This is a genomic window from Pseudomonas sp. TE3-3-F2023 (assembly GCF_036784815.1).
Classification (GTDB): domain Bacteria; phylum Pseudomonadota; class Gammaproteobacteria; order Pseudomonadales; family Pseudomonadaceae; genus Aquipseudomonas; species Aquipseudomonas pudica.
In genome coordinates, this window is the sequence record NZ_CP145113.1 from 704,149 (window position 1) to 731,122 (window position 26,974).

At 63.3% G+C, this 26,974-nt stretch carries 26 protein-coding genes; 15 read left to right on the plus strand and 11 right to left on the minus strand.

The window, feature by feature from the left end; all coding sequences use genetic code 11:
- Positions 1-157: 157 nt before the first annotated feature.
- Together V3314_RS03145 and V3314_RS03150 are read left to right on the plus strand one after the other, a co-directional pair.
- Complete coding sequence (locus tag V3314_RS03145) at positions 158-1,588, plus strand: PLP-dependent aminotransferase family protein (protein ID WP_161797611.1); 1,431 nt, start codon at positions 158-160, stop codon at positions 1,586-1,588.
- Between the two features lie 60 nt (positions 1,589-1,648).
- Positions 1,649-3,205 (plus strand): phospholipase D family protein, encoded by a 1,557-nt coding sequence (locus V3314_RS03150; RefSeq protein ID WP_046613687.1) that lies wholly within the window; start codon positions 1,649-1,651, stop codon positions 3,203-3,205.
- Positions 3,206-3,336: 131 nt separating this feature from the next.
- On the opposite strand, the gene V3314_RS03155 is transcribed toward V3314_RS03150, so the two are convergent.
- Both V3314_RS03155 and V3314_RS03160 read right to left on the minus strand, forming a co-directional pair.
- Positions 3,337-4,476 carry an MFS transporter gene (locus tag V3314_RS03155; protein ID WP_135002286.1) on the minus strand — a complete coding sequence of 380 codons (1,140 nt, stop codon included), beginning with the start codon at positions 4,474-4,476 and terminating at the stop codon, positions 3,337-3,339.
- Between the two features lie 201 nt (positions 4,477-4,677).
- The gene (locus V3314_RS03160) at positions 4,678-6,171 is read right to left on the minus strand and encodes an aldehyde dehydrogenase (protein WP_046613689.1); all 1,494 of its coding nucleotides are present in this window, start codon (positions 6,169-6,171) and stop codon (positions 4,678-4,680) included.
- 196 nt (positions 6,172-6,367) lie between these two features.
- On the opposite strand from V3314_RS03160, the gene V3314_RS03165 reads away from it, so the two are divergent.
- Positions 6,368-6,727, plus strand: a complete 360-nt coding sequence (locus V3314_RS03165) for a cupin domain-containing protein (protein WP_338459920.1) — start codon at positions 6,368-6,370, stop codon at positions 6,725-6,727.
- Positions 6,728-6,797: 70 nt separating this feature from the next.
- Here V3314_RS03165 and rpmG read toward each other — a convergent pair whose 3' ends face one another.
- Positions 6,798-6,953 (minus strand): 50S ribosomal protein L33, encoded by a 156-nt coding sequence (gene rpmG, locus V3314_RS03170; RefSeq protein ID WP_003253507.1) that lies wholly within the window; start codon positions 6,951-6,953, stop codon positions 6,798-6,800.
- Between the two features lie 10 nt (positions 6,954-6,963).
- Entirely contained in the window at positions 6,964-7,200 is a 237-nt protein-coding gene (gene rpmB / locus V3314_RS03175; RefSeq protein WP_003258972.1) for a 50S ribosomal protein L28, read from the minus strand.
- A gap of 361 nt (positions 7,201-7,561) precedes the next feature.
- Here rpmB and V3314_RS03180 point away from each other — a divergent pair, with 361 nt between their 5' ends.
- Positions 7,562-9,169 (plus strand): ABC transporter substrate-binding protein, encoded by a 1,608-nt coding sequence (locus V3314_RS03180; RefSeq protein ID WP_338459921.1) that lies wholly within the window; start codon positions 7,562-7,564, stop codon positions 9,167-9,169.
- A gap of 104 nt (positions 9,170-9,273) precedes the next feature.
- On the opposite strand, the gene radC is transcribed toward V3314_RS03180, so the two are convergent.
- Positions 9,274-9,954 (minus strand): DNA repair protein RadC, encoded by a 681-nt coding sequence (gene radC, locus V3314_RS03185; protein ID WP_046613692.1) that lies wholly within the window; start codon positions 9,952-9,954, stop codon positions 9,274-9,276.
- A 128-nt stretch (positions 9,955-10,082) separates the two neighbouring features.
- Here radC and coaBC point away from each other — a divergent pair, with 128 nt between their 5' ends.
- The 4 genes from coaBC to argB all read left to right on the plus strand — a co-directional run bounded on the left by coaBC (position 10,083) and on the right by argB (position 14,203).
- A complete protein-coding gene (gene coaBC, locus V3314_RS03190; RefSeq protein WP_003253409.1) occupies positions 10,083-11,294 on the plus strand; it encodes a bifunctional phosphopantothenoylcysteine decarboxylase/phosphopantothenate--cysteine ligase CoaBC in 1,212 nt (403 codons plus the stop codon).
- 5 nt (positions 11,295-11,299) lie between these two features.
- On the plus strand, positions 11,300-11,755 hold the full coding sequence (dut, locus tag V3314_RS03195) for a dUTP diphosphatase (protein WP_015272329.1): 456 nt from the start codon (positions 11,300-11,302) through the stop codon (positions 11,753-11,755).
- A gap of 111 nt (positions 11,756-11,866) precedes the next feature.
- Complete coding sequence (locus V3314_RS03200; RefSeq protein WP_046613693.1) at positions 11,867-13,267, plus strand: phosphomannomutase/phosphoglucomutase; 1,401 nt, start codon at positions 11,867-11,869, stop codon at positions 13,265-13,267.
- 30 nt (positions 13,268-13,297) lie between these two features.
- On the plus strand, positions 13,298-14,203 hold the full coding sequence (argB, locus tag V3314_RS03205; RefSeq protein ID WP_003258198.1) for an acetylglutamate kinase: 906 nt from the start codon (positions 13,298-13,300) through the stop codon (positions 14,201-14,203).
- Positions 14,204-14,377: 174 nt separating this feature from the next.
- Here the strand turns inward: argB and pyrE are convergent, their stop codons facing one another.
- Entirely contained in the window at positions 14,378-15,019 is a 642-nt protein-coding gene (pyrE, locus tag V3314_RS03210; protein ID WP_003253405.1) for an orotate phosphoribosyltransferase, read from the minus strand.
- Positions 15,020-15,099: 80 nt separating this feature from the next.
- Here pyrE and V3314_RS03215 point away from each other — a divergent pair, with 80 nt between their 5' ends.
- Positions 15,100-15,879 (plus strand): exodeoxyribonuclease III, encoded by a 780-nt coding sequence (locus V3314_RS03215; RefSeq protein ID WP_003253401.1) that lies wholly within the window; start codon positions 15,100-15,102, stop codon positions 15,877-15,879.
- A 116-nt stretch (positions 15,880-15,995) separates the two neighbouring features.
- Here V3314_RS03215 and V3314_RS03220 read toward each other — a convergent pair whose 3' ends face one another.
- Together V3314_RS03220 and rph are read right to left on the minus strand one after the other, a co-directional pair.
- Positions 15,996-16,364, minus strand: a complete 369-nt coding sequence (locus V3314_RS03220; protein WP_085601107.1) for a DUF4870 domain-containing protein — start codon at positions 16,362-16,364, stop codon at positions 15,996-15,998.
- A 22-nt stretch (positions 16,365-16,386) separates the two neighbouring features.
- On the minus strand, positions 16,387-17,109 hold the full coding sequence (rph, locus tag V3314_RS03225; RefSeq protein WP_108480443.1) for a ribonuclease PH: 723 nt from the start codon (positions 17,107-17,109) through the stop codon (positions 16,387-16,389).
- A 228-nt stretch (positions 17,110-17,337) separates the two neighbouring features.
- On the opposite strand from rph, the gene V3314_RS03230 reads away from it, so the two are divergent.
- Together V3314_RS03230 and gmk are read left to right on the plus strand one after the other, a co-directional pair.
- Positions 17,338-18,201 (plus strand): YicC/YloC family endoribonuclease, encoded by an 864-nt coding sequence (locus V3314_RS03230; RefSeq protein ID WP_085601106.1) that lies wholly within the window; start codon positions 17,338-17,340, stop codon positions 18,199-18,201.
- 13 nt (positions 18,202-18,214) lie between these two features.
- Positions 18,215-18,835 (plus strand): guanylate kinase, encoded by a 621-nt coding sequence (gene gmk, locus V3314_RS03235; RefSeq protein ID WP_025341115.1) that lies wholly within the window; start codon positions 18,215-18,217, stop codon positions 18,833-18,835.
- Between the two features lie 123 nt (positions 18,836-18,958).
- Here gmk and V3314_RS03240 read toward each other — a convergent pair whose 3' ends face one another.
- From V3314_RS03240 to V3314_RS03250, 3 genes are all read right to left on the minus strand, one after another.
- A complete protein-coding gene (locus V3314_RS03240) occupies positions 18,959-20,500 on the minus strand; it encodes an APC family permease (RefSeq protein WP_013974795.1) in 1,542 nt (513 codons plus the stop codon).
- 113 nt (positions 20,501-20,613) lie between these two features.
- Entirely contained in the window at positions 20,614-21,387 is a 774-nt protein-coding gene (locus tag V3314_RS03245) for a gamma-glutamyl-gamma-aminobutyrate hydrolase family protein (RefSeq protein WP_046613698.1), read from the minus strand.
- Positions 21,388-21,391: 4 nt separating this feature from the next.
- Positions 21,392-22,774, minus strand: coding sequence for a glutamine synthetase family protein (locus V3314_RS03250; RefSeq protein WP_046613699.1), 1,383 nt, complete (start codon positions 22,772-22,774; stop codon positions 21,392-21,394).
- Positions 22,775-22,981: 207 nt separating this feature from the next.
- On the opposite strand from V3314_RS03250, the gene V3314_RS03255 reads away from it, so the two are divergent.
- The 4 genes from V3314_RS03255 to V3314_RS03270 all read left to right on the plus strand — a co-directional run bounded on the left by V3314_RS03255 (position 22,982) and on the right by V3314_RS03270 (position 26,952).
- Positions 22,982-23,854 (plus strand): LysR family transcriptional regulator, encoded by an 873-nt coding sequence (locus V3314_RS03255; RefSeq protein ID WP_013974798.1) that lies wholly within the window; start codon positions 22,982-22,984, stop codon positions 23,852-23,854.
- A 262-nt stretch (positions 23,855-24,116) separates the two neighbouring features.
- Positions 24,117-24,380 (plus strand): DNA-directed RNA polymerase subunit omega, encoded by a 264-nt coding sequence (rpoZ, locus tag V3314_RS03260; RefSeq protein ID WP_003253383.1) that lies wholly within the window; start codon positions 24,117-24,119, stop codon positions 24,378-24,380.
- A gap of 59 nt (positions 24,381-24,439) precedes the next feature.
- Positions 24,440-26,548, plus strand: a complete 2,109-nt coding sequence (spoT, locus tag V3314_RS03265; RefSeq protein ID WP_013974799.1) for a bifunctional GTP diphosphokinase/guanosine-3',5'-bis pyrophosphate 3'-pyrophosphohydrolase — start codon at positions 24,440-24,442, stop codon at positions 26,546-26,548.
- A 23-nt stretch (positions 26,549-26,571) separates the two neighbouring features.
- Positions 26,572-26,952: a RidA family protein gene (locus V3314_RS03270; protein WP_009684531.1), complete on the plus strand. Its 381-nt coding sequence runs from the start codon at positions 26,572-26,574 to the stop codon at positions 26,950-26,952.
- The last annotated feature ends 22 nt before the right edge of the window (positions 26,953-26,974 follow it).

The following is a 26,974-nucleotide window of genomic DNA, read 5'->3' on the forward strand; positions in this document are numbered from 1 at the left end:
TGATACCGTGAAGAAAGCATGCGCTTCGGCATTACCCGCAATACAGATCCAATACAGCCTTATTATTCCCATACAGAATTGGCCGCAGGCCTACTGAATGCTGTATTTTCGGCGCAACTGTACTGGTCGCCACGCTATTGCAGCGAAGGAGTATGCCGTGACCCTTTACCTGAACCTTGCCGAACTGCTCGGTGCGCGCATTGAACAGGGCCTCTACCGCCCCGGCCAGCGCCTGCCGTCAGTGCGCGCCCTGAGCGTCGAGCACGGGGTCAGCCTGAGCACCGTGCAGCAGGCCTACCGCATGCTGGAAGACAGCGGCATGGTCTCGCCCAGGCCCAAGTCCGGCTACTTCGTCAACGACCACCGTCACCTGCCGGCCCTGCCCGCCGTCAGCCGCCCGGCCCAGCGCCCGGTGGACATCTCGCAATGGGAGCAGGTGCTGGAACTGGTGCGCAGCACCCCACGCCAAGGAGTGATCCAGCTAGGCCGCGGTATGCCCGACATCGACAGCCCCACCCTCAAGCCACTGCTGCGCAGCCTCGCCCAGCTGAGCAGGCGGCAGGACATGCCCGGCCTGTACTACGACAACATCCACGGCAACCTGGCCCTGCGCGAACAGGTGGCCCGGCTGATGCTCGACTCCGGCTGCCGCCTGGGCCCGGGCGACCTGGTGATAACCACCGGCTGCCATGAGGCGCTGTCATGCAGCATCCGCGCGGTATGCGAGCCGGGCGATATCGTCGCTGTCGACTCCCCCAGCTTCCACGGCGCCATGCAGACCCTCAAGGGCCTGGGCATGAAAGCCCTGGAAATCCCAACCGACCCGGTCACCGGCATCAGCCTCGAGGCGCTGGAACTGGCCCTGGAGCAGTGGCCGATCAAGCTCATCCAGATCACCCCCAGCTGCAACAACCCGCTCGGCTACATCATGCCCGAGGCCCGCAAGAAGGCCCTGCTGAGCCTGGCCCAGCGCTACGACGTGGCGATACTCGAAGATGATGTATACGGCGACCTGGCCTACACCTACCCGCGCCCACGTACTCTCAAGTCGTTTGACGACGACGGCCGCGTGCTGCTTTGCAGTTCGTTCTCCAAGACCCTCGCCCCCGGCCTGCGAATAGGCTGGGTTGCGCCCGGTCGTTACCTGGAGCGGGTGCTGCACATGAAGTACATCAGTACCGGCAGCACGGCCAGCCAGCCGCAGTTGGCCATTGCCGACTTCATCGCCGGCGGGCACTACCAACCCCACGTGCGGCGCATGCGCAGCCAGTACCAGCGTGGCCGCGACCTGATGAGCGACTGGGTGACTCGCTACTTCCCGGCGGGCACCCGGGTCAGCCGGCCGCAAGGTGGCTTCATGCTATGGGTGGAATTACCTGAACATTTCGATACGCTGCGCCTGAACCGGGCTTTACTGGAGCAGGACGTGCAGGTTGCCGTGGGCAGCATCTTCTCGGCGTCGGGCAAGTTCCGCCACTGCCTACGCATGAACTTCGCCGCGCGGCCGACGCCGCAGATCGAAGCCGCCGTGCGCAAGGTGGGTGAAACCGCCCTTCGTCTACTGGATGAAGAAACCGCCGGCGCGTAACTTTGCGCTGCCCGCCACGGTCCAACCTATCAAGCCTTTGCTGCACAGGACGATCTACCCTTGAGACTCCAGCGAGCTCTGCCTCTGCTGCTGGTGCTACTGCTCGGCCTTGCCGGCTGTGCCAGCGTCGGCACGCCCCGCGAAACCAGCCAGGCGCTACCCGCCAAAGACTCGGCCTTCGGCCGCTCGGTACTGCGCCAGGCCGCGCCCTATGGTGGCCGCTCGGGCTTTCGCCTGCTGCCCAACAGCAACGAGGCGTTCCGCGCCCGCGCCGAACTGATCCGCAACGCCCAAGCGAGCATCGATCTGCAGTACTACATCGTCCACGATGGCCTCAGCACCCGCGCCCTGGTGCATGAACTGCTGCGCGCCGCCGACCGGGGCGTGCGCGTGCGCATTCTGCTCGACGACACCACCAGCGACGGCCTGGACGTCATCATGGGCACTCTCGATGCCCACCCGAACATTCAGATACGTGTGTTCAACCCGCTGCACCTGGGCCGCAGCACCGGCGTGACGCGTGCGGTTGGCCGCCTCTTCAACCTGTCGCGTCAGCATCGGCGCATGCACAACAAGCTGTTCCTGGTGGACAACAGCATGGCCATCGTCGGCGGGCGCAACCTGGGCGATGAGTATTTCGATGCCGAACCCAACCTCAACTTCACCGACATCGACTTGCTGGGCGTCGGCCCGGTGGCCGAACAGCTTGGTCACAGCTTCGACCAATACTGGAACAGCGCCCTGAGCCGGCCGATTACCGACTTCCTCTGGCGCGACCCGGACGCCAGCGACCTGCGCGCCAGCCGCCACCGCCTGGAAGTCTCGCTGGCCGAAGCCAGGACCCAGCGCAAAGCCCTGTATGACCGCTTGATGGCCTACCAGTCGCAGCCACGCCTGGATGTGTGGCGCAACGAGCTGATCTGGGCCCATGCCCAGGCGCTGTGGGATGCGCCAAGCAAAGTGCTGGCCGATGACGAACCGGACCCGCAACTACTGCTGACTCAGCAACTGGCCCCTGACTTGAGCAAGGTACAACACGAACTGATCCTGGTATCTGCGTACTTCGTACCCGGCGAGTCCGGCCTGCTGTACCTGACCCACAGCGCCGACGCGGGCATCTCGGTCAAGCTGTTGACCAACTCGCTTGAGGCTACCGACGTGCCGGCAGTGCATGGCGGCTATGCGCCGTATCGGCGGGCGCTGCTGGAGCATGGCGTGCAACTGTACGAGCTGCGTCGCCAACCCGGCGACCCCAGCGCCCGGCACAGCTTGAGCTTCCACGGCAGCTCGGACTCGAGCTTGCACAGCAAGGCGATCGTGTTCGACCGGCGCAAGACCTTCATCGGCTCGTTCAACTTCGACCCGCGTTCGGTATTGTGGAATACCGAGGTCGGGGTGCTCGTGGACAGTCCGGAGCTGGCTGAGTACACCCGCGCGCTGGCGGTACAGGGCATGGCCCCGGCCTTGAGCTACCAGCCGACGCTGGTGGGTAACCAGATGGTATGGGTGACAGAGGAAAATGGCAGGCGGCGCATGCTGACATCCGAACCGGGTGGGATGTGGCGACGGTTCAATGCCTGGATCAGCAAGGCGGTTGGCCTGGAGAAGATGTTGTAGCGGCGATTGCTGGGGGCGCTCTGCGCCCCTTTCGCGACACAAGGCCGCTCCCACAAAGGTGCAGCGTACGCCGATCAAATGTGGGAGCGGCCTTGCGTCGCGATGGGCCGCAAAGCGGCCCCAAAAATGCCTCAGGCAGAAGCAGGCTCGAAGGCCCCGCGCCGCCGGGTCAACACCACCAACCCCGCAGCCCCCGCAGCCATGAGCAACGGCAACGCATGCCCGCTGATCCACTGGCTGCCTGCCCCGGCCAACAACGGCCCGAGCAGGCAGCCAATACCCCATAGCTGCGCCACATGGGCATTGGCCCGCACCAGTTCATCATCGCGGTAGCGCTCGCCAATCAGCACCAGCGACAAGGTGAACAAGCCCCCGGCACTGGCGCCGAACAGTACCCACAACGGCCAGATCGCCGGTGTATGCAGCAGCAGCGGAATCGCCAGGCTGGATACCAGCAGGGTCACCGCACAGCCGGTGAACAGGGTACGCCGCGACATGTGATCGGCCAGCGCGCCGATGGGCAGCTGCAGCACCGCATCGCCCACCACCACGGTACTGACCATGAACAGGGCGATTTCGGTGCTGAAGCCCTGCTGCAGGCAATACACCGGCAACAAGGTCAGGATCATTGCCTCGAACGAGGCAAACAGGGCAATGGCCCAGGCGATCACCGGCAAACGCCGGCAGAAGGCGAACAGGTCGCCGAAGGTGACGCTGCAGGCCTCTGTGCTGGGCGCACCGCCACGGCCAAGGAGAATCATCGGCGCGACCAGCAGCAGGCCGGTCGCGGCCCAGAAGCCGAAGTCGTCATCCGAGCCGAGAAAGCCCAGCACCAGCGGCCCGGCCAACTGGCTGAGGGCGTAGCTGCTGCCATACAGCGCCACCAGGCGGCCACGCCATTGCTCGACCACCAGTTGGTTGATCCAGCTTTCGCCGAGGATGAACACCACAGTCAGCGACATGCCGATCAGCAGGCGCAACAGCAGCCACAGCGGGTAGCTAGGCAGCAGTGCGACCAGGCCGATCGACAGCGCCCCGCCCCACAGGCACAGGCGCATGGCCGAGGGCACGCCGACCCAGCCGGCCAGGCGACTGGCCAGGCTGGCACCCAGCAGTACACCCAGCGCCGGCATCGCGGCCATCACGCCGATGGCGAAGCTGCCGTAGCCCCAGGCTTCCAGGCGCAGGGATACCAGCGGCATGCTCACGCCGAGTGCCAGCCCGACGCTTAGCACCGATGCCAGTACGGCGAAGTAGGTACCCCAACGCATTGCAGCCTCCCAGGCAGAATTCTTGAACAGCAAAAACGACGAAGCCGGGGCAGCGTGAGCCGACCCGGCTATTGTTGGGGCTGCTGTGCAGCCCATCGCCGGCAAGCCAGCTCCCACAGGTACAGCACTGGCCTCAAGGGCTGCGAATAACTTGTGGGAGCTGGCTTGCCGGCGATTGGGCCGCAAAGCGGCCCCTTACGATTACAGCTTGATCCAGGTCGCCTTCAGCTCGGTGTACTTCTCCAGTGCATGCAGCGACTTGTCACGGCCGTTGCCCGACTGCTTGAAGCCACCGAACGGCGCGGTCATGTCGCCGCCGTCGTACTGGTTGACCCAGACGCTGCCAGCGCGCACGGCACGGGCGGTCTTGTGGGCCTTGGAGATGTCCGAGGTCCAGATGCCAGCGGCCAGGCCATACGGCGTGTCGTTGGCAATGGCGACGGCTTCTTCTGCGGTATCGAAGGCGATCACCGACAGAACCGGGCCAAAGATTTCTTCCTGGGCGATCTTCATGGCGTTGGTCACGCCGTCGAAGATGGTCGGCTCTACATAGGTGCCACCAGTTTCTTCCAGGGTACGCTTGCCGCCAGCCACCAGCTTGGCACCGTCCTTGTGGCCAGCTTCGATGTACGACAGCACTGTGTTCATCTGCTGGGTGTCGACCAGGGCACCGACAGTGGTCTGTGGGTCCAGCGGGTTGCCTGGCTTCCAGCCTTTCAGGGCCTCGACCACCATTGGCAGGAACTTGTCCTTGATCGAACGCTCGACCAGCAGGCGCGAGCCGGCGGTGCACACTTCGCCCTGGTTGAAGGCGATGGCGCTGGCGGCAGCTTCGGCGGCAGCTTGCAGGTCCGGAGCGTCGGCGAAGACGATGTTCGGGCTCTTGCCGCCGGCTTCCAGCCAGATGCGCTTCATGTTCGATTCGCCCGCATAAACCATCAGCTGCTTGGCGATCTTGGTCGAACCGGTGAATACCAGGGTGTCGACGTCCATGTGCAGGGCCAGGGCCTTGCCCACGGTGTGGCCGTAGCCTGGCAGCACGTTCAGCACGCCAGCCGGGATACCGGCTTCGATGGCCAGCTGGGCAATGCGAATGGCAGTCAGCGGCGATTTTTCAGACGGCTTGAGCACTACCGAGTTACCGGTGGCCAGTGCCGGGCCGAGCTTCCAGCAGGCCATCAGCAGCGGGAAGTTCCACGGTACGATGGCACCGACCACACCCACCGCTTCGCGGGTAACCAGGCCGAGCTGGTCATGCGGAGTCGGGGCGACTTCGTCGTAAACCTTGTCGATGGCTTCGGCAGTCCAATGGATGGCATTGGCCGCGCCAGGTACGTCGATGCTGGAGGAGTCGCCGATCGGCTTGCCCATGTCCAGGGTTTCCAGCAGCGCCAGCTCTTCGACGTTCTTGCGTAGCAGGTCGGCGAAGCGGATCAGCTTGGCCTTGCGCTTGGCCGGAGCCAGCTGCGACCACACGCCGGAGTTGAAGGTGGCACGGGCGTTTTCCACAGCGCGGTTGGCATCGGCCAAATCGCAGCTGGCAACCTTGGCCAGGAAGCGTCCGTCGACCGGGCTCAGGCACTCGAAGGTTTCACCGGATGCGGCATCGGTGTATTCGCCGTTGATGAAGGCACGGCCTTCGATCTTCAGTTGCTGGGCACGTTGTTCCCAGTCCGCACGAGTCAGGGTGGTCATACGAAACTCCTCCTCTTGTTTAGGTGCAACGCCGCACTGAGGACTCACAGGCGTTGTCAGAATTCTGGCCGGGCGACGAGCGCACACTGGCAAGCGATACCCTAAACCAGCCCGGGTAAACTATCAATATATTTGACACAGAAGGCTCAAAAGCCTACTGATGTGCATTTTATTAAACAAAAACAGGAGCCGCACCATGAGCATCGACAGCATCATCGACTTCGCGCAGATCATCACCGAGGCCGAACGCTACCGCCCGGCAGCTGAAAAAATCCTCAAGGGCGAGCCAGACCAGGCGGTCTACAACCATTATTCCAGCCCCTGCGGGCAGTTTGCTGCAGGCGTGTGGGAAGGCGAGGTGGGGCAGTGGACGGTGAACTACACCGAGCATGAGTACTGCGAGATCGTCCAAGGCGTTTCGGTGCTGCGTGACCAGGATGGTGGGGCCAAGACTTTGCGTGCCGGTGACCGGTTTGTCATCCCGGCGGGGTTCAAGGGCACCTGGGAGGTGCTGGAGCCTTGCCGCAAGATCTATGTGATGTTCGAGCAGAAATGATCTGAGGCCCGAACAGGCAAAAAAAAACCCGCATCCTTTCGGAGGCGGGTTTTTTCAGGTCGCCGATCAATTACTTGATCTTGGCTTCCTTGTACACCACGTGCTTGCGAACAACCGGATCGTATTTCTTGATCTCGATTTTGTCCGGAGTGGTGCGCTTGTTCTTGTCGGTGGTGTAGAAGTGGCCAGTGCCAGCACTCGAAACCAGACGGATCAATTCACGCATGACGTTCTCCTTAGAACTTTTCGCCGCGAGCGCGCAGCTCGGCCAGCACTACGTCGATACCACGCTTGTCAATGACGCGCATGCCTTTGGCAGATACGCGCAGACGCACGAAACGCTTCTCGGATTCAACCCAGAAACGGTGGTGCTGCAGGTTCGGCAGGAAACGACGACGGGTTTTGTTGTTTGCGTGGGAAATGTTGTTCCCGGTTACTGGACCCTTACCAGTAACTTGACAGACTCTCGACATGACTCAGCCCTCTAAAACCACATGCCCAACCCGGCATGGGTTGGCCGCTTAATCTCTCAGTCTTTGGCGCCTGGGCGCCGTGATTCTGGAGGTCTTACCGACCGGATACGCTGACGCGACAGGCCGAGCCCCTAGAAAAGAGCGCTGCTTTATACCAGAAAGACTTGGCCACAACAACAGAAGATACGTTTCCGGCGCCGGCCAAGCGCGCCGGGCCAGCATAGCGGCAGGCCCCGCCAGCCGTCGACCGCTCGTCGCCAGTTTTGTAAAAAAGGGTGTGGTCATTTCCCTACGAGCACACTAGGGTAGGCCTTTTCCAGACTGCACTGGCAGATGGGCCACTGACAGCCAAGGAGCCACCATGCGTGCTGCCGCCCTTTCCTTATTGTTCAACTCCTTGTTCGCCGCAGGCGCCCTGTTCGCCGCCGGCGTTGCCCAGGCCGCCCCGCTGAGCGTCTGCAGCGAGGCCAGCCCCGAAGGCTTCGACGTGGTGCAGTACAACTCGCTGACCACCACCAACGCCACGGCCGATGTGCTGATGAACCGCCTGGTGGAGTTCGACGCGGCGCAAGGCAAGGTGGTGCCGAGCCTGGCGGCCAGCTGGACGGTATCGGCCGATGGCCTGATCTACGACTTCACCCTGCGCGATGACGTGAAATTCCACACCACCGCCTACTTCAAGCCAAGCCGCGCAATGAACGCCGACGATGTGCTGTTCAGCTTCCAGCGCATGCTCTACCCCGCCCATGCCTGGCACAAGACCGCGCCGGGCGGCTACCCGCATGCCCAGTCGCTGCAACTGGGCAGCCTGATCAAGGCGATCGAGGCGCCGGCACCGAACACCGTGCGCTTCACCCTCAGCCACCCGGACGCCACCTTCCTGGCCACCCTGAGCATGGGCTTCGCCTCGATCTATTCAGCCGAGTACGCCGACAAGCTGCTCAAGGTCGGCACGCCGGAGAAGCTCAACAGCCAGCCGGTCGGCACCGGGCCGTTCATCTTCCAGCGTTTCCAGAAAGACGCCGTGGTGCGCTACCGCGCCAACCCCGACTACTTCGGCGGCAAGCCGGCGGTCGACCCGCTGATCTTCGCCATCACCACCGATGCCAACGTGCGCCTGCAGAAGCTCAAGCGTGGCGAGTGCCAGGTCGCGTTGTCGCCCAAGCCGCTGGACATTGCCGAAGCCGGCAAGGACGGCAACCTCAAGGTGGCCACCACGCCGGCGTTCATGACCGCCTTCGTCGCCATCAACAGCCAGCACCCACCGCTGGACAAGCCGGAAGTGCGCCAGGCCATCAACCTGGCCTTCGACAAGCAGGCCTACCTCAAGGCCGTGTTCGAAGACTCCGCGGTGGCGGCCAACGGCCCCTACCCACCCAACACCTGGAGCTACGCCAAGGACCTACCCGGCTACCCGCTGGACCTGAAAAAAGCCAAGGCCCTGCTGACCAAGGCTGGCCTGGCCGAGGGCTTCAGTACCACGATCTGGACCCGCCCGTCGGGCAGCCTGCTCAACCCCAACCCCAGCCTCGGTGCGCAGATGCTGCAGGCCGACCTGGCCAAGATTGGCATCAAGGCCAAGATCCGCGTGATCGAGTGGGGCGAGCTGATCCGCCGCGCCAAGGCGGGCGAGCATGACTTGCTGTTCATGGGCTGGGCGGGTGACAACGGCGATCCGGACAACTTCCTCAGCCCGCAGTTTTCCTGCGCGGCGGTGCAGTCGGGGACCAACTTCGCACGCTTCTGCGACAGCCGCCTGGACCAGTTGATCAGCGCCGGGCGCACCACCAACGACCAGAGCGTGCGCAGCCGGCTGTACCAGCAGGCGCAAACCTTGATTCAGCAGCAGGCGCTGTGGGTGCCGCTGGCGCATCCGACGGCGGCGGCACTGCTGCGCCAAGGGGTGGAGGGCTATCAGGTGAGCCCGTTCGGGCGGCAGGATTTCAGCAAGGTGTCAGTGAGCAAGTAAGCCTGCACCGGCCTCTTCGCGGGACCGCGCCAACTTTCAACATGGCGCTATCCCTGTGGGAGCGGGTTTACCCGCGAAAGGGCCGGGACAGGCAGCACAATTGCCTAAGCCACAATCCACCCATGCTCGACCATCGACAGCGGCTCCCCGTCACCGATGATGATGTGATCCAGCACCCGCACATCGATCAACGCCAGCCCTCGCTTCAACGACAGGGTCAAATGCACATCGTCCTGGCTGGGCTCACTGTTGCCCGAGGGGTGGTTGTGGCACAGGATCAAGGCCGCTGCGTTATGCAGCAATGCCCGCCGCACCACTTCCCGCGGGTAGACACTGGCCCGATCTATCGTGCCTCGGAAGAGGATTTCAAACGCCAACGGCCTGTGCTTGGTATCGAGAAACAGGCATCCAAACACCTCGCTGACCTCATGTCGCAGCATCGCTTTCAGATAGCGCCTCACCGTTGCCGGGCTGTCCATCGCGGATTCACGCTCAATTGACGTTGCAAGATGCCTGCGCCCGATCTCCAGCAGCGCCTGCAGCTGGCTGTACCTCACCGGGCCCAACCCAAGCTCACCGACGAAGGCCTCACGGTCGGCCTCCAGCAACTGGCGCAAGCCTCCGAACTTCACGAGCAGACCTCGCGCCAACTCCACGACATTGCGCCCACGCACACCTGAGCCGAGAAACACAGCAAGCAATTCCGTATCCGTCAGGCTTGCGGCCCCACGCTGCAGCAACTTCTCTCTCGGCCGCTCTTCAGCCGGCCACTCCCTGATATTCATCCCGTCCCTCTGCCCTTGCTGCGGCCCATTTCGGCCCTGTGTTAATCTATTTCGCCTCGTACATGCGACGTTCTGCCGCAGGCATCTTCAAACGTCGCCGCCCGCTCTCACTGGAAAAAGGCAAGCCTATGCAGCGGCTGTATCGCAAGCGCATCGTTCTCGGCGTGGGTGGCGGCATTGCCGCCTACAAAAGCGCCGAACTGATTCGCCGACTCCTGGAGCACGGCGCGCAGGTGCGCGTCGTCATGACCCGTGGTGGTGCAGAGTTCATCACCCCGCTGACCCTGCAGGCGCTGTCGGGCCACCCGGTGCACATGGACCTGCTCGACCCTGCCGCCGAAGCGGCCATGGGCCACATCGAACTGGCCAAGTGGGCCGACCTGGTGCTGATCGCCCCGGCCACCGCCGACCTTATGGCGCGTATGGCCCAAGGCATGGCCGACGACCTGCTGACCACCTTGGTACTGGCTACCGATGCCACCGTCGCCGTGGCCCCGGCCATGAACCAGGCCATGTGGCGCGACCCGGCCACCCAGGCCAACCTCGAACTGCTCAAGAGCCGGGGCATCCAGGTGTTCGGCCCGGCATCCGGCAGCCAGGCCTGTGGCGACGTTGGCCTGGGCCGCATGCTCGAAGCCACCGACCTGGCCTGGTGTGCCGCGGAAAGCTTCAAGCGCCAGGCACTGACCGGCAAGCACGTGCTGATCACTGCCGGCCCGACCCAGGAAAACATCGACCCGGTGCGCTACATCACCAATCATAGCTCCGGCAAGATGGGCTTCGCCCTGGCCGAAGCGGCCGCCGAGGCCGGGGCTCGGGTCACCCTCGTCACCGGCCCGGTGCACTTGCCGACCCCCGACCGGGTCAGCCGGATCGACGTGGTCAGCGCGCGGGACATGCTCGCGGCCTGTGAAGCGGCCATGCCGTGCGACCTGTTCATCGCCTCTGCGGCGGTTGCGGACTACCGCCCGGAAGTCGTTGCCACGCAAAAACTCAAGAAAGATCCTACGACCGGCGACGGCATGCTGCTGCAGATGGTGCGCAATCCCGATATCCTTGCCACCATCGCTGGCCGCGCCGACCGCCCGTTCAGCGTCGGCTTCGCCGCCGAGACCGAACACTTGCTCGATTACGCCACGCGCAAGCTCAAGGACAAGAACCTCGACCTGATCGTCGCCAATGATGTGGCCAACCCCAGCATCGGCTTCAACAGCGAGGAAAACGCCTTGACCGTGATCGACCGCCAGCAGCACCAGACCCTCTTCGCGCAGACCAGCAAGGGCAAGATTGCCCGGCAACTGGTCGCCTTCATCGCCGAACGGCTCAATCAGGTTCAATAAGTTACATGCACGCTCTTCAAGCCAAGATCCTCGACCCACGCCTGGGCACCGAATTCCCCCTGCCGCAGTACGCCACCCCTGGCTCCGCCGGCCTGGACCTGCGCGCCCTGCTCAAGGAAGACACAGTCCTCGAGCCAGGCCAGACCCTGCTGATCCCCACCGGCCTGTCGATCTACATCGGCGACCCGGGCCTGGCGGCGGTGATCCTGCCGCGCTCGGGCCTGGGCCATAAGCACGGCATCGTGCTGGGCAACCTGGTCGGGCTGATCGACTCGGACTACCAGGGCGAGTTGATGGTGTCGTGCTGGAACCGCGGCAACACCCCGTTCACCATCGCCGTTGGCGAGCGCATTGCCCAGCTGGTGCTGGTACCGGTGGTACAGGCCCATTTCGACATCGTCGAAGCGTTCGATGAAAGCCAGCGCGGCGCTGGCGGCTTCGGCCATTCCGGCAGCCACTGAGCCGAGAAATGACCGTTCAGGCCAAGGATGGCGAACTCTCTGGCGAAACCACCGTCCAAGCGTTCAGTTTGCGCCTGCCCAGAAAGCCTTTGACTAATGGAGCTTCCAGAGATGAACGACATGGCCCACCTGGCACCCGCCGCACTGCCAGACAGCATTTTCCGCGCGTATGACATTCGCGGCGTGGTCGGCAAGACCCTTCACGCCGAAACCGCCTACTGGATCGGCCGCGCCATCGGCGCGCAGAGCCTGGCACAGGGCGAACCTCAGGTTTCGGTCGGCCGCGATGGCCGCCTGTCCGGCCCGATGCTGGTCGAACAGCTGATCAAGGGCCTGGTCGATGCCGGTTGCCATGTCAGCGACGTCGGCCTGGTGCCCACCCCGGCGCTGTACTACGCAGCCAACGTGCTGGCCGGCAAGTCTGGTGTGATGCTGACCGGCAGCCACAACCCGTCGGACTACAACGGCTTCAAGATCGTCATTGCCGGCGATACCCTGGCCAACGAACAGATCCAGGCCCTGCTGACCCGTTTGAAAACCAACGACCTGACCCGCGCCGAAGGCCGCGTGGAAAAGGTCGAGATTCTTGACCGCTACTTCCAGCAGATCGTCGAGGACGTAAAGCTGGCCAGGAAGCTCAAGGTGGTCGTGGACTGCGGCAACGGTGCCGCCGGGGTGGTCGCGCCGCAATTGATCGAAGCCCTGGGCTGCGAAGTGATCCCGCTGTTCTGCGAGGTCGACGGCAACTTCCCCAACCACCACCCGGACCCGGGCAAGCCGGAAAACCTCGAAGACCTGATCGCCAAGGTCAAGGAAACCGGCGCCGACATCGGCCTGGCCTTCGACGGCGACGGCGACCGCGTCGGCGTGGTGACCAACACCGGCAGCATCGTCTACCCCGACCGCCTGCTGATGCTGTTTGCCCAGGACGTGCTGTCGCGCAACCCGGGCGCCGAGATCATCTTCGACGTCAAATGCACCCGTCGCCTGACCCCACTGATCGAGCAGCACGGCGGCCGCGCACTGATGTGGAAGACCGGCCATTCGCTGATCAAGAAGAAGATGAAGCAGACCGGCTCGTTGCTGGCCGGCGAGATGAGCGGTCACATCTTCATCAAGGAACGCTGGTACGGTTTCGACGACGGCATCTACAGCGCCGTGCGCCTGCTGGAGATCCTCAGCAAGGCCGGGCAGAGCGCCGAAAACCTGTTCGCCGCGTTCCCGAACGATATTTCCACGCCGGAAATCAATATTGATGTGACCGACGAGGGTAAATTCAGCATCATTGATGCACTGCAACGCGACGCCGACTGGGGCGAAGCCAACCTGACCACCATCGACGGTGTGCGGGTGGACTACGCCCACGGCTGGGGCCTGGTTCGCGCCTCCAACACCACCCCGGTGCTGGTGCTGCGCTTCGAGGCCGACAGCGACGCCGAATTGCAACGTATCAAGGATGTTTTCCGTACCCAGTTGCTGCGGGTTGAGCCTGAGCTGCAACTGCCGTTCTGACCGACTATCTGTTCCTTACAGGAGCCCTGCATGACCCTCGATCGCGATGCCGCTTCCCATGTAGCCGAAGTTTTGTCCGAAGCACTGCCTTACATCCGCCGCTTTGTCGGCAAGACCTTGGTGATCAAGTACGGCGGCAACGCGATGGAGAGCGAGGAGCTCAAGACCGGCTTCGCCCGTGACATCGTGCTGATGAAGGCTGTGGGCATCAACCCGGTGGTGGTCCACGGTGGTGGCCCGCAGATCGGCGACCTGCTCAAGCGCCTGTCGATCGAAAGCCACTTCATCGACGGCATGCGCGTCACCGACTCGGCGACCATGGACGTGGTGGAGATGGTGCTGGGCGGCCAGGTCAACAAGGACATCGTCAACCTGATCAACCGCCACGGCGGCAGCGCCATCGGCCTGACCGGCAAGGACGCGGAGCTGATCCGCGCCCGCAAGCTGACGGTCAGCCGCCAGACGCCCGAGATGACCACCCCGGAAATCATCGACATCGGCCACGTTGGCGAAGTGGTCAGCGTGAACACCGACCTGCTGAACATGCTGGTGAAGGGTGACTTCATCCCGGTGATCGCGCCGATCGGCGTAGGTGCCAACGGTGAGTCGTACAACATCAACGCCGACTTGGTGGCAGGCAAGGTAGCCGAGGCGCTGAAGGCCGAAAAGCTGATGCTGCTGACCAACATCGCCGGCCTGATGGACAAGCAGGGCGAGGTACTGACCGGCTTGACCACCGAGCAGGTCAACGAACTGATCGCCGACGGCACCATCTACGGCGGCATGCTGCCGAAGATCAAGTGCGCGCTGGATGCGGTGCAGGGCGGTGTGAACAGCTCGCACATCATCGATGGCCGCGTGCCGAATGCGGTGCTGCTGGAGATCTTCACCGACAGCGGCGTGGGTACCCTGATTACCAACCGCAAGCAGCGCTGATCGTCAACCTGTCCCGGCCTCTTCGCGGGTAAACCCGCTCCCACAGGTACAGCACCGCCTTTGAGGGCTGTGGAGATCCTGTGGGAGCGGGTTTACCCGCGAAGAGGCCGGGACAGGCGAAACAAAAAAGGCGACCCTCATGCGAAGGTCGCCTTTTTCATTTCCGGGCCCGGATCAGATACCGTACTGCGCCCGGTAAGCCTCGACAGCTGGCAGATGCTGCTTCAGCTGTGGGTCATCGGCCAGGAACTCCAGAACCTGGGTCAGAGAAACGATGCTGACCACCGGAATACCGAAGTCACGCTCCACTTCCTGGATCGCCGACAGCTCGCCATTGCCACGCTCTTCGCGGTTCAGCGCGATCAGCACACCAGCGGCCTTGGCCTGCTGGGCATTGATGATCTGCATGACCTCACGAATGGCGGTACCGGCAGTGATCACGTCGTCGATGATCAGCACGTCACCGGCCAGCGGTGCGCCGACCAGGCTGCCACCTTCACCGTGGTCCTTGGCTTCCTTGCGGTTGAAGCACCATGGCACATCGAGCTGATGCTGATCGGCAAGGGCCACGGCAGTAGTCGCTGCCAGCGGGATACCCTTGTAGGCCGGGCCGAACAACACGTCGAAGGGGATCTTGCTGTCGACGATGGCTGCCGCATAGCAACGGCCCAGTTCGGCCAGGGCGGAACCGGTGTTGAACAGGCCGGCATTGAAGAAATACGGGCTGGTACGCCCCGATTTCAGAGTGAATTCACCGAAACGCAGTACCCCGCGATCGATGGCAAAACGGATGAAGTCGCGCTGATACGGCTGCATGGATAGTCCCGGACACCACGGATTTAGCTAAATGGGTTGAGCTCGGGTATCATACACGCACGAGATTTTTGGGGCCATTTATGCGGATCATCAGTGTGAACGTAAATGGCATTCAGGCTGCGGCCGAGCGTGGTTTGCTCAGCTGGCTGCAAGCCCAGAATGCCGACGTCATCTGCCTTCAGGATACCCGCGCCTCGGCCTTTGAACTCGATGACCCAGCTTTCCAGCTCGATGGCTATTTCCTTTATGCCTGCGACGCGGAGGTGCCTGCCCAAGGTGGTGTGGCCCTGTATTCGCGCATGCAGCCCAAGGCAGTCATCACCGGCCTGGGCTTCGAGACAGCCGACCGCTACGGGCGCTACCTGCAAGCAGATTTCGACAAAGTCAGTATTGCCAGCCTGCTGCTGCCTTCGGGTATGAACGGCGACGAAGACTTGAACCAGAAGTTCAAGTTGATGGACGACTTCGCCAAGTACCTGGACAAACAGCGTCGCAAGCGTCGCGAATACATCTACTGCGGCTCGTTCTACGTGGCGCAGCAGAAGCTCGACATCAAGAACTGGCGTGACAGCCAGCAGTCGCCGGGCTTCCTGGCGCCGGAGCGTGCCTGGATGGACGCGATCACTGGCGAGATGGGTTACGTCGATGCCTTGCGCGAAGTCAGCCGTGAGGGCGACCAGTACAGCTGGTGGCCGGACAACGAGCAGGCCGAGATGCTCAACCTGGGCTACCGGTTCGACTACCAGATCCTCACCCCGGGCCTGCGTCGCTTCGTGCGCAACGCCCGCCTGCCGCGTCAGCCGCGCTTCTCCCAGCATGCGCCGCTGATTGTCGACTATGACTGGACGTTGACCATCTAAAAGCCGATTGGGGCCGCTTTGCGGCCCATCGCGACACAAGGCCGCTCCTACAGGATTACGCATTCCCCTGTAGGAGCGGCCTTGTGTCGCGATAGGGCTGCAAAGCAGCCCCAGCATTATTTGATCGGCCGCCAGATCATCGGGTAGCGATACGGCTTGCCTTCATTGGCCCGCACCGCGGCAATGATGATCAGCACCAGCACCGCCACCATCAGCATGGCGAACAGCATCAGCCCGATGAACACGAACATCAGCAGGAAGCAGATAAACCCGGCAATGGTCACGCTGATCTGAAAATTCAGCGCCTCTTTGCCCTGGGCGTCGATGAAAGGGTCTTGCTCGCGCTTGAGGTGCCACAGTACCAGCGGACCCAGCAAGTGCCCGAGCGGCACCACCAGGCCCAGCAGCGCGGAGAGGTGGCAGAACATCGCCCACTGCCGGACTTCGGCATTGGGCGGGGTGATCGACAGGTTCGATTCGCTCATGCCCCGCACCTCCATGGCTGGGTCAGTCGGCCAGTGCCGCCTGCTGCAGTTCGAAGATCGCGTTCATGCCCTTCTGTGCCAGGGCGAGCATGGCGTTGAAGTCTTCAGGCTGGAACGGCGCACCTTCGGCAGTACCCTGCACTTCGATGAAGCCACCGGCGCTGGTCATGACCACGTTCAGGTCGGTTTCAGCTGCGGAGTCTTCCAGGTAGTCCAGGTCGAGCACCGCTTCGCCCTGGTACATGCCCACCGACACTGCGGCGATCATGTGCTTGAGCGGGTTGCCAGCCTTCAGGCCACCGCGCTTCTTGATCACCGCCAGGGCGTCACACAGGGCGACCATGGCACCGGTGATGGACGCGGTACGGGTGCCACCATCGGCCTGGATCACGTCGCAGTCGACGTACAGGGTGATGTCACCAAGCTTGCTCATGTCCAGCGCGGCGCGCAGCGAACGGCCGATCAGGCGCTGGATTTCCAGGGTACGGCCACCCTGCTTGCCACGGCTGGCTTCGCGCTGGTTACGCTCGCCGGTGGAACGCGGAAGCATGCCATATTCGGCGGTCAGCCAGCCTTGGCCCTGGCCTTTGAGGAAGCGCGGCACACCGTTTTCCACGCTGACCGTGCAGATGACTTTGGTGTCACCGAACTCGACCAGTACCGACCCTTCGGCGTGCTTGGTGTAGTTGCGGGTGATGCGGATCGAGCGGAGCTGATCGGCGGCGCGACCACTTGGACGTTTCATCTGGGATACCTGTACTGGGACTTTGAATCTGCCGAGCATTATAGAGCCCACGGCCCGGGGAAGACATGCCTATTGTCGCGCCCGCCACAGCCCGTCGCCTTTTCCTACCGGCCAATCCACCCGTCGGTAACATGGGTGGATTGGGCGCCAAGGCCCCACTGCGCTACAATCCTGCGCCTTGCAGCCGAGAGGCTCCCACCGTTCATTCATATACGCGAGGTACTCCCCATGGTGCACAGCATGACCGCTTTTGCTCGTGTCGAGCGCGCCGGCAGCCAAGGCACCCTGGTCTGGGAGCTGCGTTCGGTCAACCACCGTTACCTGGAGCCGCACCTGCGCCTGCCCGAGGCCCTGCGCGACCTCGAAGGCGCTGTGCGCGAAGGCCTGCGCCAGGGCCTGTCGCGGGGCAAGGTGGAATGCACCTTGCGCCTCAACGAAGACAGCAACGGCAAACCGCTGAAGGTGGACCGCGAGCGCGCCGCGCAGCTGGTTGCCGCCGCCGAGGAAGTGGCCGGCCTGATCAAGCAGCCGGCACCACTGAACCCGCTGGAGGTGCTGTCGTGGCCAGGCGTGCTGGTGGCCGACGCCAGCGACCCGCAGGCACTGAATACCGAAGCCATGGCGCTGTTCGATCAAGCGCTGGCCGAGCTCAAGGCCGGGCGCCAGCGTGAAGGCCAGGAACTGGCCCGACTGATCAACGAACGCCTGGACAACATGGCCAGCGAAGTCACCACCCTGCGCGCCCTGGTGCCGCAGATGCTGGCAGCTCAGCGGCAGAAGATCCTCGACCGCTTCGGCGACATGCAGGCCGAACTCGACCCACAGCGCCTGGAGCAGGAGATGGTATTGCTGGCCCAGAAGAGCGACGTGGCCGAGGAACTCGACCGCCTCAGCACCCACGTCACCGAAGTGCGCCGGGTGCTCAAGGGTGGCGGTGCTGCCGGCCGGCGCCTGGACTTCCTGATGCAGGAACTCAACCGCGAGGCCAACACCCTCGGCTCCAAGGCCTTCGACCCACGCAGCACGCAAGCGGCGGTCAACCTGAAGGTATTGATCGAACAGATGCGTGAACAAGTACAGAACATCGAGTAAGGCCACCCCGACCATGAACCACAGCAGCGGCACCCTCTACATCGTTTCGGCCCCTTCGGGCGCCGGCAAGACCAGCCTCGTCACCGCCCTGATCAAGGCCGACAAGCGCGTAAGCGTCTCGGTCTCGCACACCACCCGCGCCATGCGCCCGGGCGAGCAGCACGGCGTGAACTACCACTTCGTCAGCCATGACGACTTCAAGGGGCTGATCGCCAAGGGTGACTTCCTCGAACACGCCGAAGTGTTCGGCAACTTCTACGGGACTTCGCGCAGCGCGCTGCAAGAGGTACTCGACCAGGGCAATGACCTGATCCTGGAAATCGACTGGCAAGGCGCCCAGCAGGTACGCAAGCTGATGCCCGAGGCTTTGTCGGTGTTCATCCTGCCGCCAAGCCAGCAGGCCCTGCGCGAACGCCTGGATGGCCGCGGGCAGGACAGCGAAGAGATCATCGCCGGGCGCATGAAGGAAGCGGTCAGCGAGATGGTGCACTACGACGAGTATGACTACGTGATCATCAACGATGATTTCGACGTGGCGCTGGAAGACTTGAAGGCAGTGTTCCGCTCGAACCGCCTGCAGCTGAAGAAGCAGCAACAGCGTCATGCGGCATTGCTGAAGCAAATGATCGGCTGAAGATTGCCGGGGCCTCTTCGAGGCCCTTTCGCGACACAAGACCGCTCCTACATCGGAAGGCGTACGCCGTGCTGTTGTAGGAGCGGCCTTGTGTCGCGAAAGAGGCGCGAAGCACCCCCAGCCTTATTCCTGCAGTGGCAAGGTAGCCTGCTGACGCAGGGTAGCCCCCAGGAAGTACGCAGGCGCGCGCAGGCGCGACAGCATCATCAGCACAATCCCCAGCACCGAGATGATCGCGGCAATCACGAACACCAGCCCCAACCCGCCCACATGCGAGCCGCTGCCGAAGTCCGGCGAGGCGCTGTCGATGGCGGTACGCACGAAGATCACCGACAGAATCACCCCTCCCACCAACGGGCACAGGCCGCGCATCAGGAAGTGCCGCAGGCTGTCGAACAGGCTGTGGCGGAAGTACCAGACACAGGCGAAGGCCGTCAGCGAATAGTAGAAGCAGATCATCATGCCCAGTGCAGTGATGGTATCCGCCAACACGTTCTCGCTCAGGGTGCGCATGGTCACGTAGAACAGGCCCGCAGCCACACCAGCGCAGATGGTGGCGTAACGCGGGGTCTGCGAGCGTGGGCAGACGCTGGCGAACTTCTGCGGCACCGCACCGTAGTAACCCATGGCCAACAGGGTGCGCGCCGGCGACACGAAGGTAGACTGCAGCGACGCCGCGGTGCTGGCCAGCACGGCGATGGACATCAGGATCGCCAGCGGCCCCATGACCGGGCCGGCCAGGTGGGCGAAGACGTTTTCCTGAATGCGGGGGTTGTTCAGACCCAGGCCTTGTTCGCTGATACCAGCAAACTGCAGGGTGGCAATGGCGGTGAACAGGTACAGGCCGAGGATAAGCAGCACGGTCCAGGTGGCCGCCTTGCCCGGTACCTCGTCACTGCCGACCGACTCCTCGCTGACAGTCAGGCAGACGTCCCAGCCCCAGAAGATGAAGATCGACAGCGACAGCCCGGCGGCAAAGGCCGAGAACGATTCGACGCCGAACGGGTTGAACCAGGCGAAATCGAATTCCAGCGGTGGCGGCGCGGTGGTTTCGCCGAAAGCGGCAAAGGCAAAGCCGATCAGCACCAGCAACTGCAGGGCAACCAGGCCGTATTGCACGGTCATGGTGGTGGTCATGCCGCGACAGCAGATCCACACCGCCAGGGCGATGAACACGCAACAGGTGGTTATGTTGATGAGCAGGTTGTCGGCCAAGGCCGCCAGCTCGTGCTTGCCGGTGATCTGGCCAAGGAACAGGTAGAAGAAGTCGACCGCCACCCCTGCCAGGTTCGACAACACGATGGTGGTGGCGACCACCAGGCCCCAGCCGCCGATCCAGCCGATCATCGGGCCGAAGGCACGCGCCGACCAGGTAAACGAAGTACCGCTATCCGGCTCCGCCGAGTTCAGTTCGCGGTAGCCCAAGGCCACCAGCAGCATCGGCAGAAAGCCGACGATGAACACCGCCGGCAGGTGCGCTCCCACTTCACGCACGGTCGGGCCAAGGGCGCCGGTAAGGGTGTAGACCGGGGCGATGGTGGAAATGCCCAGCACCACGCTGGCCAGCAAGCCCAGCCGGCCGGTGGCCAGGCCCTTGCTGCGCTGGGTGTTGCCCGCGTCGGCCGCCACGTCGGGTGGGCGGCCGGCTTCTGTGTAATTGCTCATGAGTATTTGCCGTAAATTTTGGAATTGTTTTCACAGGCCTTGCGTACAAGGCCCGCTTTCACTCATTGAAAGCTTGCTGCCGGGAACAAGTCATCCGAGACCTTCGGGTGACGTCAGAATGCCTCCTGCCGTGCGCCCTCCCGTGTAGCGTAAGCAATGCAGGCCTCGCGAAACGCCTGGAACAGGCGCAGCGAGACCGGGTTTTCGGTAAATCGCCACTCCGGGTGCCACTGCACGCCGAGCACAAAACCTGGCGCCGCAGGCATGGACACCGCTTCGATCAGGCCATCCGGGGCCCGTGCCTCGACACGCAGGCCTGGGGCCAGGCGGTCGATGCCCTGGCTGTGCAGCGAGTTGACCTCGAACTGCGCCGCCAGGCCCAGGCGCTCGAACAACCCGCCAGGCTCTATGCCGACAAGGTGACGAGGGCCGTATTGCACCTCCAGGGGTGCGTCCTCAGGTTCACGGTGGTCAAGGTAGCCAGGCAGTTCCTGCACGCGCTGGTGCAGGCTGCCGCCCAGGGCTACGTTCAATTCCTGGTAGCCGCGGCAGATACAGAACACCGGCACACCGGCGGCAATGGCCGCCTGCAACAGCGGCAGGGTCAGGCGATCGCGTGCCAGATCATGCCGGGTACCCGCCGCGCTGGGGGCGCCATTGTAATGATGCGGTTCGATATTTGAAGGTGAGCCGGTAAAAACAATGCCGTGCAGACGGGCCAGCAGCGCCTGCGTGTCGCTGCCCCCGTCACGGGCCGGCAAGATCAGTGGCAAGCCGGCAAAGCCGGCCGCCTCGACATACTTGTCGCCTACCGTGTGCGACGAGTTCTTCCCCACCTGCTGACGGCAGGCGCTGACACCGATCAAGGGGACCGCATTTGCGCTCATGGGCTTACACCGTGTGCAGGTACCAGTTGTACTCGAGGTCGGAAATCGACACTTCGAACTCGGCCAGTTCGCTCTCCTTGCAGGCCACGAAGATATCGATGTAGTCCGGGCTGATGTATTGGTTGAGGACTTCGCTGTCGTCCAGCGCGCGCAGGGCATCGCGCAGGTTGTTCGGCAGGCTCTGCTCCAGCTGTTCGTAGGAGTTGCCTTCGATCGGTGCCTGCGGCTCGACCTGGTTGGTCAGGCCGTGGTGAACACCGGCGAGGATCGCCGCGAGCATCAGGTAGGGGTTGGCGTCGGCACCGGCCACGCGGTGCTCCAGGCGCACGTTTTCGCTACTGTCGGTGGGCACGCGCACCGCCACGGTGCGGTTGTCCAGGCCCCAGCTTGGCGCATTGGGCACGTAGAACTGCGCGCCGAAGCGGCGGTAGGAATTGATGTTCGGGCAGAGGAAGGCCATCGACGCCGGCATGGTCTCCAGCACACCACCGATGGCATGGCGCAGCGCGTCGCTTTGCAGCGGGTCGTCGCTGGCGAAGATGTTCTTGCCGGTTTTCTTGTCCAGCAACGAAATGTGCACGTGCAGGCCATTGCCTGCCTGGCCCGGGTAGGGCTTGGCCATGAACGTGGTGTCCATTTCATGGTCGTAGGCAACGTTCTTGATCAGGCGCTTGAGCAGGATCGCGTAGTCGCAGGCCTTCAGTGGGTCGGCCACATGATGCAGGTTGACCTCGAACTGTGCCGGGGCGCTTTCCTTGACGATGGCGTCGGCGGGCAGACCCTGTTCCTTGGCCGCTTCGAGCATGTCCTGCAGGCAGTCGGCATATTCATCGAGGTCGTCGATCAGGTACACCTGGGTCGATTGCGGGCGCTTGCCGGAAATTGGCGAGCGCGGCGGCTGCGGGCGACCGTTGAGATTGTCCTGGTCGATCAGGTAGAACTCCAGCTCGAACGCGGCGCAGATATCCAGACCCAGGTCATCGAACTTGCTCACCACCTGGCGCAGTACTTCGCGCGGGTCGGCGAAGAACGGCTGGCCATCCAGTTCGTGCATGGTCATCAGCAACTGGGCTGTGGGGCGCTTCTGCCACGGCTCGTCCGACAGCGTGCCGGGGATCGGGAAGCAGATGCGGTCGGCATCGCCGATGTCCAGGCCAAGGCCGGTGCTCTCGACGGTGGACCCGTTGATGTCCAGGGCGAACAGCGATGCCGGCAGGTTGATGCCCTTCTCGTACACCTTGTGCAGGCTGGCCCGCTCGATGCGCTTGCCACGTACCACGCCATTCATGTCGGAGATCAGCAGGTCGACGTACTGCGTGTCCGGATGGGCCTGGAGGAAGTCATTCATCTCGCTGGAAGAACTGGCGCACGGGGTTACCGACGTCATGGCTGTACATCCTTTGATTTGCTGCGGCGATGTGGGGGATACGGCTGGCGCCTCACGGGCGACGATGGTTGCAGCTGTTGTTCTTGTCACTTTCCCATCGTGGGGATTGGTTACCCGACCGGGCGCATTGATTCCCGGGGGCCGTTTCACTATAAAATGGCCAAAACGCAACAGACATTGGCAATTCGGCAAGCAGAGCGTGCACCAATGCAATATCAGATTACCCATGCCGACCTCTCCCTGGTCCTGGCCCTGGAACGTGGCCGCTCGCTGGCCAAGGCTGCCGAGTTGCTCAAGGTCGATGTGTCGACGGTGTTCCGCTCGATCCGCCGGCTGGAATCGGCGCTGGGCACCGCCTTGTTCGTCAAGAGCCGCAAGGGCTACTTGCCGACCGACACCGCCCAGGCCCTGGCCGAGCAGGCCGAGCGCGCCGAGCAGGCGCTGGAGGCGGCGCGCATCGCCATGACCAGTGGCGAGCAGGTGGTCAGCGGCACCGTGCGCCTGACCTGTACCGAGGCGGTGATGCACAGCCTGCTGCTGCCGGCGTTGGCCGAGTTCATGCCGAACTACCCGGCCTTGTCGCTGGAGATGGGCACCTCCAATACCTTCGCCAACCTCAGCCGGCGCGATGCTGACATTGCCCTGCGCCTGACCAACACGCCGCCGGAGCACCTGGTGGGCCGCAACCTGGGGTCCACCTCTTACGTGGTCTGCGGCCAGCCGCAGTGGCGTGAGCGCCTGGCCGAGTCACCTGCCAGCGTACCGTGGATCGCCCCCGACGACTCGATGCAGGACCACCCCACGGTGGTCTGGCGCAACCAGCAGCACCCGGGCTTGAGCCCGCGTTACCAGTGCAGCGGCATGTCGACCATCGCCCAGCTGGTCACGGCCGGGCTCGGCGTGGCAGCGTTGCCAGACTACATGGTGCACGCGCTGCCCGGGGTGGATGCGCTGAGCGGACCGCTGCCGGGTTGCGACACCCAGCTGTGGCTGCTGACCCGCCCGGACTGCCGGGCGTTGCGCTCGGTGCAGACCCTGTTCGAGGAGCTGACCCCGCGGTTGCGTGACGCGATGCTCTGAGGTTATCGTCGGGCTCAGGTATCGAGGGTGTCTGTTCCGGCCCTTTCGCGGCTGACGCCGCTCCCACTGGGTGCGGTGATGAGCCTGAGGACAATGCGGCCCCTGTGGGAGCGGCTTCAGCCGCGAAGAAGGCAACACAGGGCTTGAAGGTGACCACCCGACAAAACAGCGCTTCCCTATTGGCTGGTGATTTTTTAAACTATCGAGTCCGCCTGCCCATTATTGGGCTGCACGCCCACCGCAATTGCTACTGAGGAAGACCATGGCCCGCGTAACTGTTGAAGACTGCCTGGAACACGTGGATAACCGCTTTGAGCTGGTCATGCTCTCGACCAAGCGCGCTCGCCAGCTGGCGACCGGCGGCAAAGAGCCACGCGTTGCGTGGGAAAACGACAAGCCGACCGTTGTTGCCCTGCGTGAAATCGCCGAAGGCATCGTCACCAACGAGTTCATCGCCGCTGAAGAGATCGTCACCGAGGATCCGGTGTTCGCCGCGTTCGAGGACGAGAACAACGAGGCTGTCTGATTGATGCCAGGTCGACGTCGCACGGCGCAAGGCCCTCTTCCTCGGCAGGAGGTGAACCCATGCCGGGTATAGAAGCCTTGGCCGAACGGCTGTCGACCTACCTTGGCCCCGAACAGGTCAACCTGGTCCGGCGCGCCTATTTCTACGCCGAACAGGCCCACGATGGGCAGCGCCGTCGCAGTGGCGAACCCTACGTGACCCACCCGCTGGCCGTGGCCAGCATCCTCGCTGACATGCACATGGACCATCAGAGCCTGATGGCAGCCATGCTGCACGACGTGATCGAAGACACCGGCATCGCCAAGGAAGCCCTCAGCCAGCAGTTTGGCGAGACCGTGGCCGAACTGGTCGATGGGGTCAGCAAGCTGACCCAGATGAACTTCGAGACCAAGGCCGAGGCGCAGGCCGAAAACTTCCAGAAAATGGCCATGGCCATGGCCCGCGATATCCGCGTGATCCTGGTCAAGCTGGCCGACCGCCTGCACAACATGCGCACCCTGGAAGTGCTGTCCGGCGAAAAACGCCGGCGCATCGCCAAGGAAACCCTCGAGATCTACGCCCCCATTGCCAACCGCCTGGGCATGCACACCGTGCGCGTGGAGTTCGAGGACCTCGGCTTCAAGGCCATGCACCCGATGCGTTCGTCGCTGATCCACCGCGCGGTGAAAAGCGCTCGCGGCAACCGCAAGGAGATCGTCGCCAAGATCGAGCATTCGCTGGCCAACTGCCTGGCCGCCGACGGTATCGAGGGCGAGGTCAGCGGCCGGCAAAAACACCTCTATGGCATCTACAAGAAGATGCGCGGCAAGCGCCGCGCCTTCAACGAAATCATGGACGTGTACGCGTTCCGCATCGTCGTCGACAAGGTCGACACCTGTTACCGCGTTCTCGGCGCGGTGCACAACCTGTACAAGCCGCTGCCCGGTCGCTTCAAGGATTACATCGCGATCCCCAAGGCCAACGGCTACCAGTCGTTGCACACCACACTGTTCGGCATGCACGGCGTGCCCATCGAAATCCAGATCCGCACCCGCGAGATGGAAGAGATGGCCAACAACGGCATCGCCGCGCACTGGCTGTACAAATCCAACGACGACGAGCAGCCCAAGGGCAGCCACGCCCGTGCCCGCCAGTGGGTCAAGGGCATCCTCGAACTACAGCAACGTGCCGGCAACTCGCTGGAATTCATCGAAAGCGTGAAGATCGACCTGTTCCCGGACGAGGTCTACGTGTTCACGCCCAAAGGCCGCATCATGGAGTTGCCCAAAGGCTCCACGGCAGTCGACTTCGCCTACGCGGTGCACACCGACGTCGGCAACAGCTGCATCGCCTGCCGCATCAACCGCCGCCTGGCGCCGCTGTCCGAACCGCTGCAAAGCGGCTCGACGGTGGAAATCGTCAGCGCCCCGGGCGCGCGGCCGAACCCGGCCTGGCTCAACTTCGTGGTTACCGGCAAGGCGCGCACGCACATCCGCCACGCGCTCAAGCAACAGCGCCGCTCCGAGTCCATCAGCCTGGGCGAACGCCTGCTAAACAAGGTGCTCACCGGCTTCGACAGCAGCCTGGAGATGATCCCCCAGGAGCGTATACAGGCGATTCTCGCCGAGTACCGCCTGGAGCTTATCGAAGACCTGCTCGAAGACATCGGCCTGGGCAACCGCATGGCCTACGTGGTAGCGCGCCGCCTGCTGTCGGCCGAAGGCGAGCAGCTCCCGGCACCGGAAGGCCCGCTGGCGATCCGTGGCACCGAAGGCTTGGTGCTGAGCTACGCCAAGTGCTGCACGCCGATCCCGGGCGACCCGATCGTCGGCCACCTGTCGGCAGGCAAGGGTATGGTCGTGCACCTGGAAAACTGCCGCAACATCAGTGAAATCCGCCACAACCCGGAGAAGTGCGTACAGCTCTCCTGGGCCAAGGACATCACCGGTGAATTCAATGTCGAGTTGCGCGTCGAACTGGAACACCAGCGCGGCCTGATTGCCCTGCTGGCCAGCAGTGTCAATGCCGCCGACGGCAACATCGAGAAGATCAGCATGGACGAACGCGACGGCCGTATCAGCGTGGTCCAACTGGTGGTCAGCGTGCACGACCGCGTGCACCTGGCGCGTGTGATCAAGAAGCTGCGTACCCTGACCGGTGTGGTCCGCATCACCCGCATGCGTACGTAGTCCGCCAACCGCAAGGAGTCATCATGAGCAAGACCGTCATCAACAGCGACAAGGCCCCTGCCGCCATCGGCACCTACTCGCAGGCGATCAAGGCCGGCAACACCGTGTACATGTCGGGCCAGATCCCGCTGGACCCGAAGACCATGGAACTGGTCGAAGGCTTCGAAGCCCAGACCGTACAGGTGTTCGAGAACCTCAAGGCCGTGGCTGAAGCCGCTGGCGGTTCGTTCAAGGACATCGTCAAGCTGAACATCTTCCTCACCGACCTGAGCCACTTCGCCAAGGTCAACGAGGTGATGGGCCGCTACTTCGAGCAGCCTTACCCGGCCCGCGCCGCCATCGGCGTTGCCGCGCTGCCAAAAGGTGCCCAGGTCGAAATGGACGCCATCCTGGTCATCGAGTGATGCCTCCGGTGACGGGTGCCCT

Bases quoted from the DNA above. Each gene is read 5' to 3' on its own strand.
- V3314_RS03215 (WP_003253401.1), top strand. From the start codon at position 15,100: ATGCGGATCATCAGTGTGAACGTAAATGGCATTCAGGCTGCGGCCGAG.
- pyrE (WP_003253405.1), bottom strand. From the start codon at position 15,019: ATGCAGCCGTATCAGCGCGACTTCATCCGTTTTGCCATCGATCGCGGG.
- rpmB (WP_003258972.1), bottom strand. From the start codon at position 7,200: ATGTCGAGAGTCTGTCAAGTTACTGGTAAGGGTCCAGTAACCGGGAAC.
- rpoZ (WP_003253383.1), top strand. From the start codon at position 24,117: ATGGCCCGCGTAACTGTTGAAGACTGCCTGGAACACGTGGATAACCGC.
- V3314_RS03270 (WP_009684531.1), top strand. From the start codon at position 26,572: ATGAGCAAGACCGTCATCAACAGCGACAAGGCCCCTGCCGCCATCGGC.
- V3314_RS03165 (WP_338459920.1), top strand. From the start codon at position 6,368: ATGAGCATCGACAGCATCATCGACTTCGCGCAGATCATCACCGAGGCC.
- V3314_RS03160 (WP_046613689.1), bottom strand. From the start codon at position 6,171: ATGACCACCCTGACTCGTGCGGACTGGGAACAACGTGCCCAGCAACTG.
- dut (WP_015272329.1), top strand. From the start codon at position 11,300: ATGCACGCTCTTCAAGCCAAGATCCTCGACCCACGCCTGGGCACCGAA.
- V3314_RS03240 (WP_013974795.1), bottom strand. From the start codon at position 20,500: ATGAGCAATTACACAGAAGCCGGCCGCCCACCCGACGTGGCGGCCGAC.
- V3314_RS03220 (WP_085601107.1), bottom strand. From the start codon at position 16,364: ATGAGCGAATCGAACCTGTCGATCACCCCGCCCAATGCCGAAGTCCGG.
- V3314_RS03180 (WP_338459921.1), top strand. From the start codon at position 7,562: ATGCGTGCTGCCGCCCTTTCCTTATTGTTCAACTCCTTGTTCGCCGCA.
- gmk (WP_025341115.1), top strand. From the start codon at position 18,215: ATGAACCACAGCAGCGGCACCCTCTACATCGTTTCGGCCCCTTCGGGC.
- V3314_RS03255 (WP_013974798.1), top strand. From the start codon at position 22,982: ATGCAATATCAGATTACCCATGCCGACCTCTCCCTGGTCCTGGCCCTG.
- V3314_RS03155 (WP_135002286.1), bottom strand. From the start codon at position 4,476: ATGCGTTGGGGTACCTACTTCGCCGTACTGGCATCGGTGCTAAGCGTC.
- argB (WP_003258198.1), top strand. From the start codon at position 13,298: ATGACCCTCGATCGCGATGCCGCTTCCCATGTAGCCGAAGTTTTGTCC.
- rph (WP_108480443.1), bottom strand. From the start codon at position 17,109: ATGAAACGTCCAAGTGGTCGCGCCGCCGATCAGCTCCGCTCGATCCGC.
- V3314_RS03200 (WP_046613693.1), top strand. From the start codon at position 11,867: ATGAACGACATGGCCCACCTGGCACCCGCCGCACTGCCAGACAGCATT.
- spoT (WP_013974799.1), top strand. From the start codon at position 24,440: ATGCCGGGTATAGAAGCCTTGGCCGAACGGCTGTCGACCTACCTTGGC.
- coaBC (WP_003253409.1), top strand. From the start codon at position 10,083: ATGCAGCGGCTGTATCGCAAGCGCATCGTTCTCGGCGTGGGTGGCGGC.
- rpmG (WP_003253507.1), bottom strand. From the start codon at position 6,953: ATGCGTGAATTGATCCGTCTGGTTTCGAGTGCTGGCACTGGCCACTTC.
- V3314_RS03245 (WP_046613698.1), bottom strand. From the start codon at position 21,387: ATGAGCGCAAATGCGGTCCCCTTGATCGGTGTCAGCGCCTGCCGTCAG.
- V3314_RS03230 (WP_085601106.1), top strand. From the start codon at position 17,338: ATGGTGCACAGCATGACCGCTTTTGCTCGTGTCGAGCGCGCCGGCAGC.
- radC (WP_046613692.1), bottom strand. From the start codon at position 9,954: ATGAATATCAGGGAGTGGCCGGCTGAAGAGCGGCCGAGAGAGAAGTTG.
- V3314_RS03250 (WP_046613699.1), bottom strand. From the start codon at position 22,774: ATGACGTCGGTAACCCCGTGCGCCAGTTCTTCCAGCGAGATGAATGAC.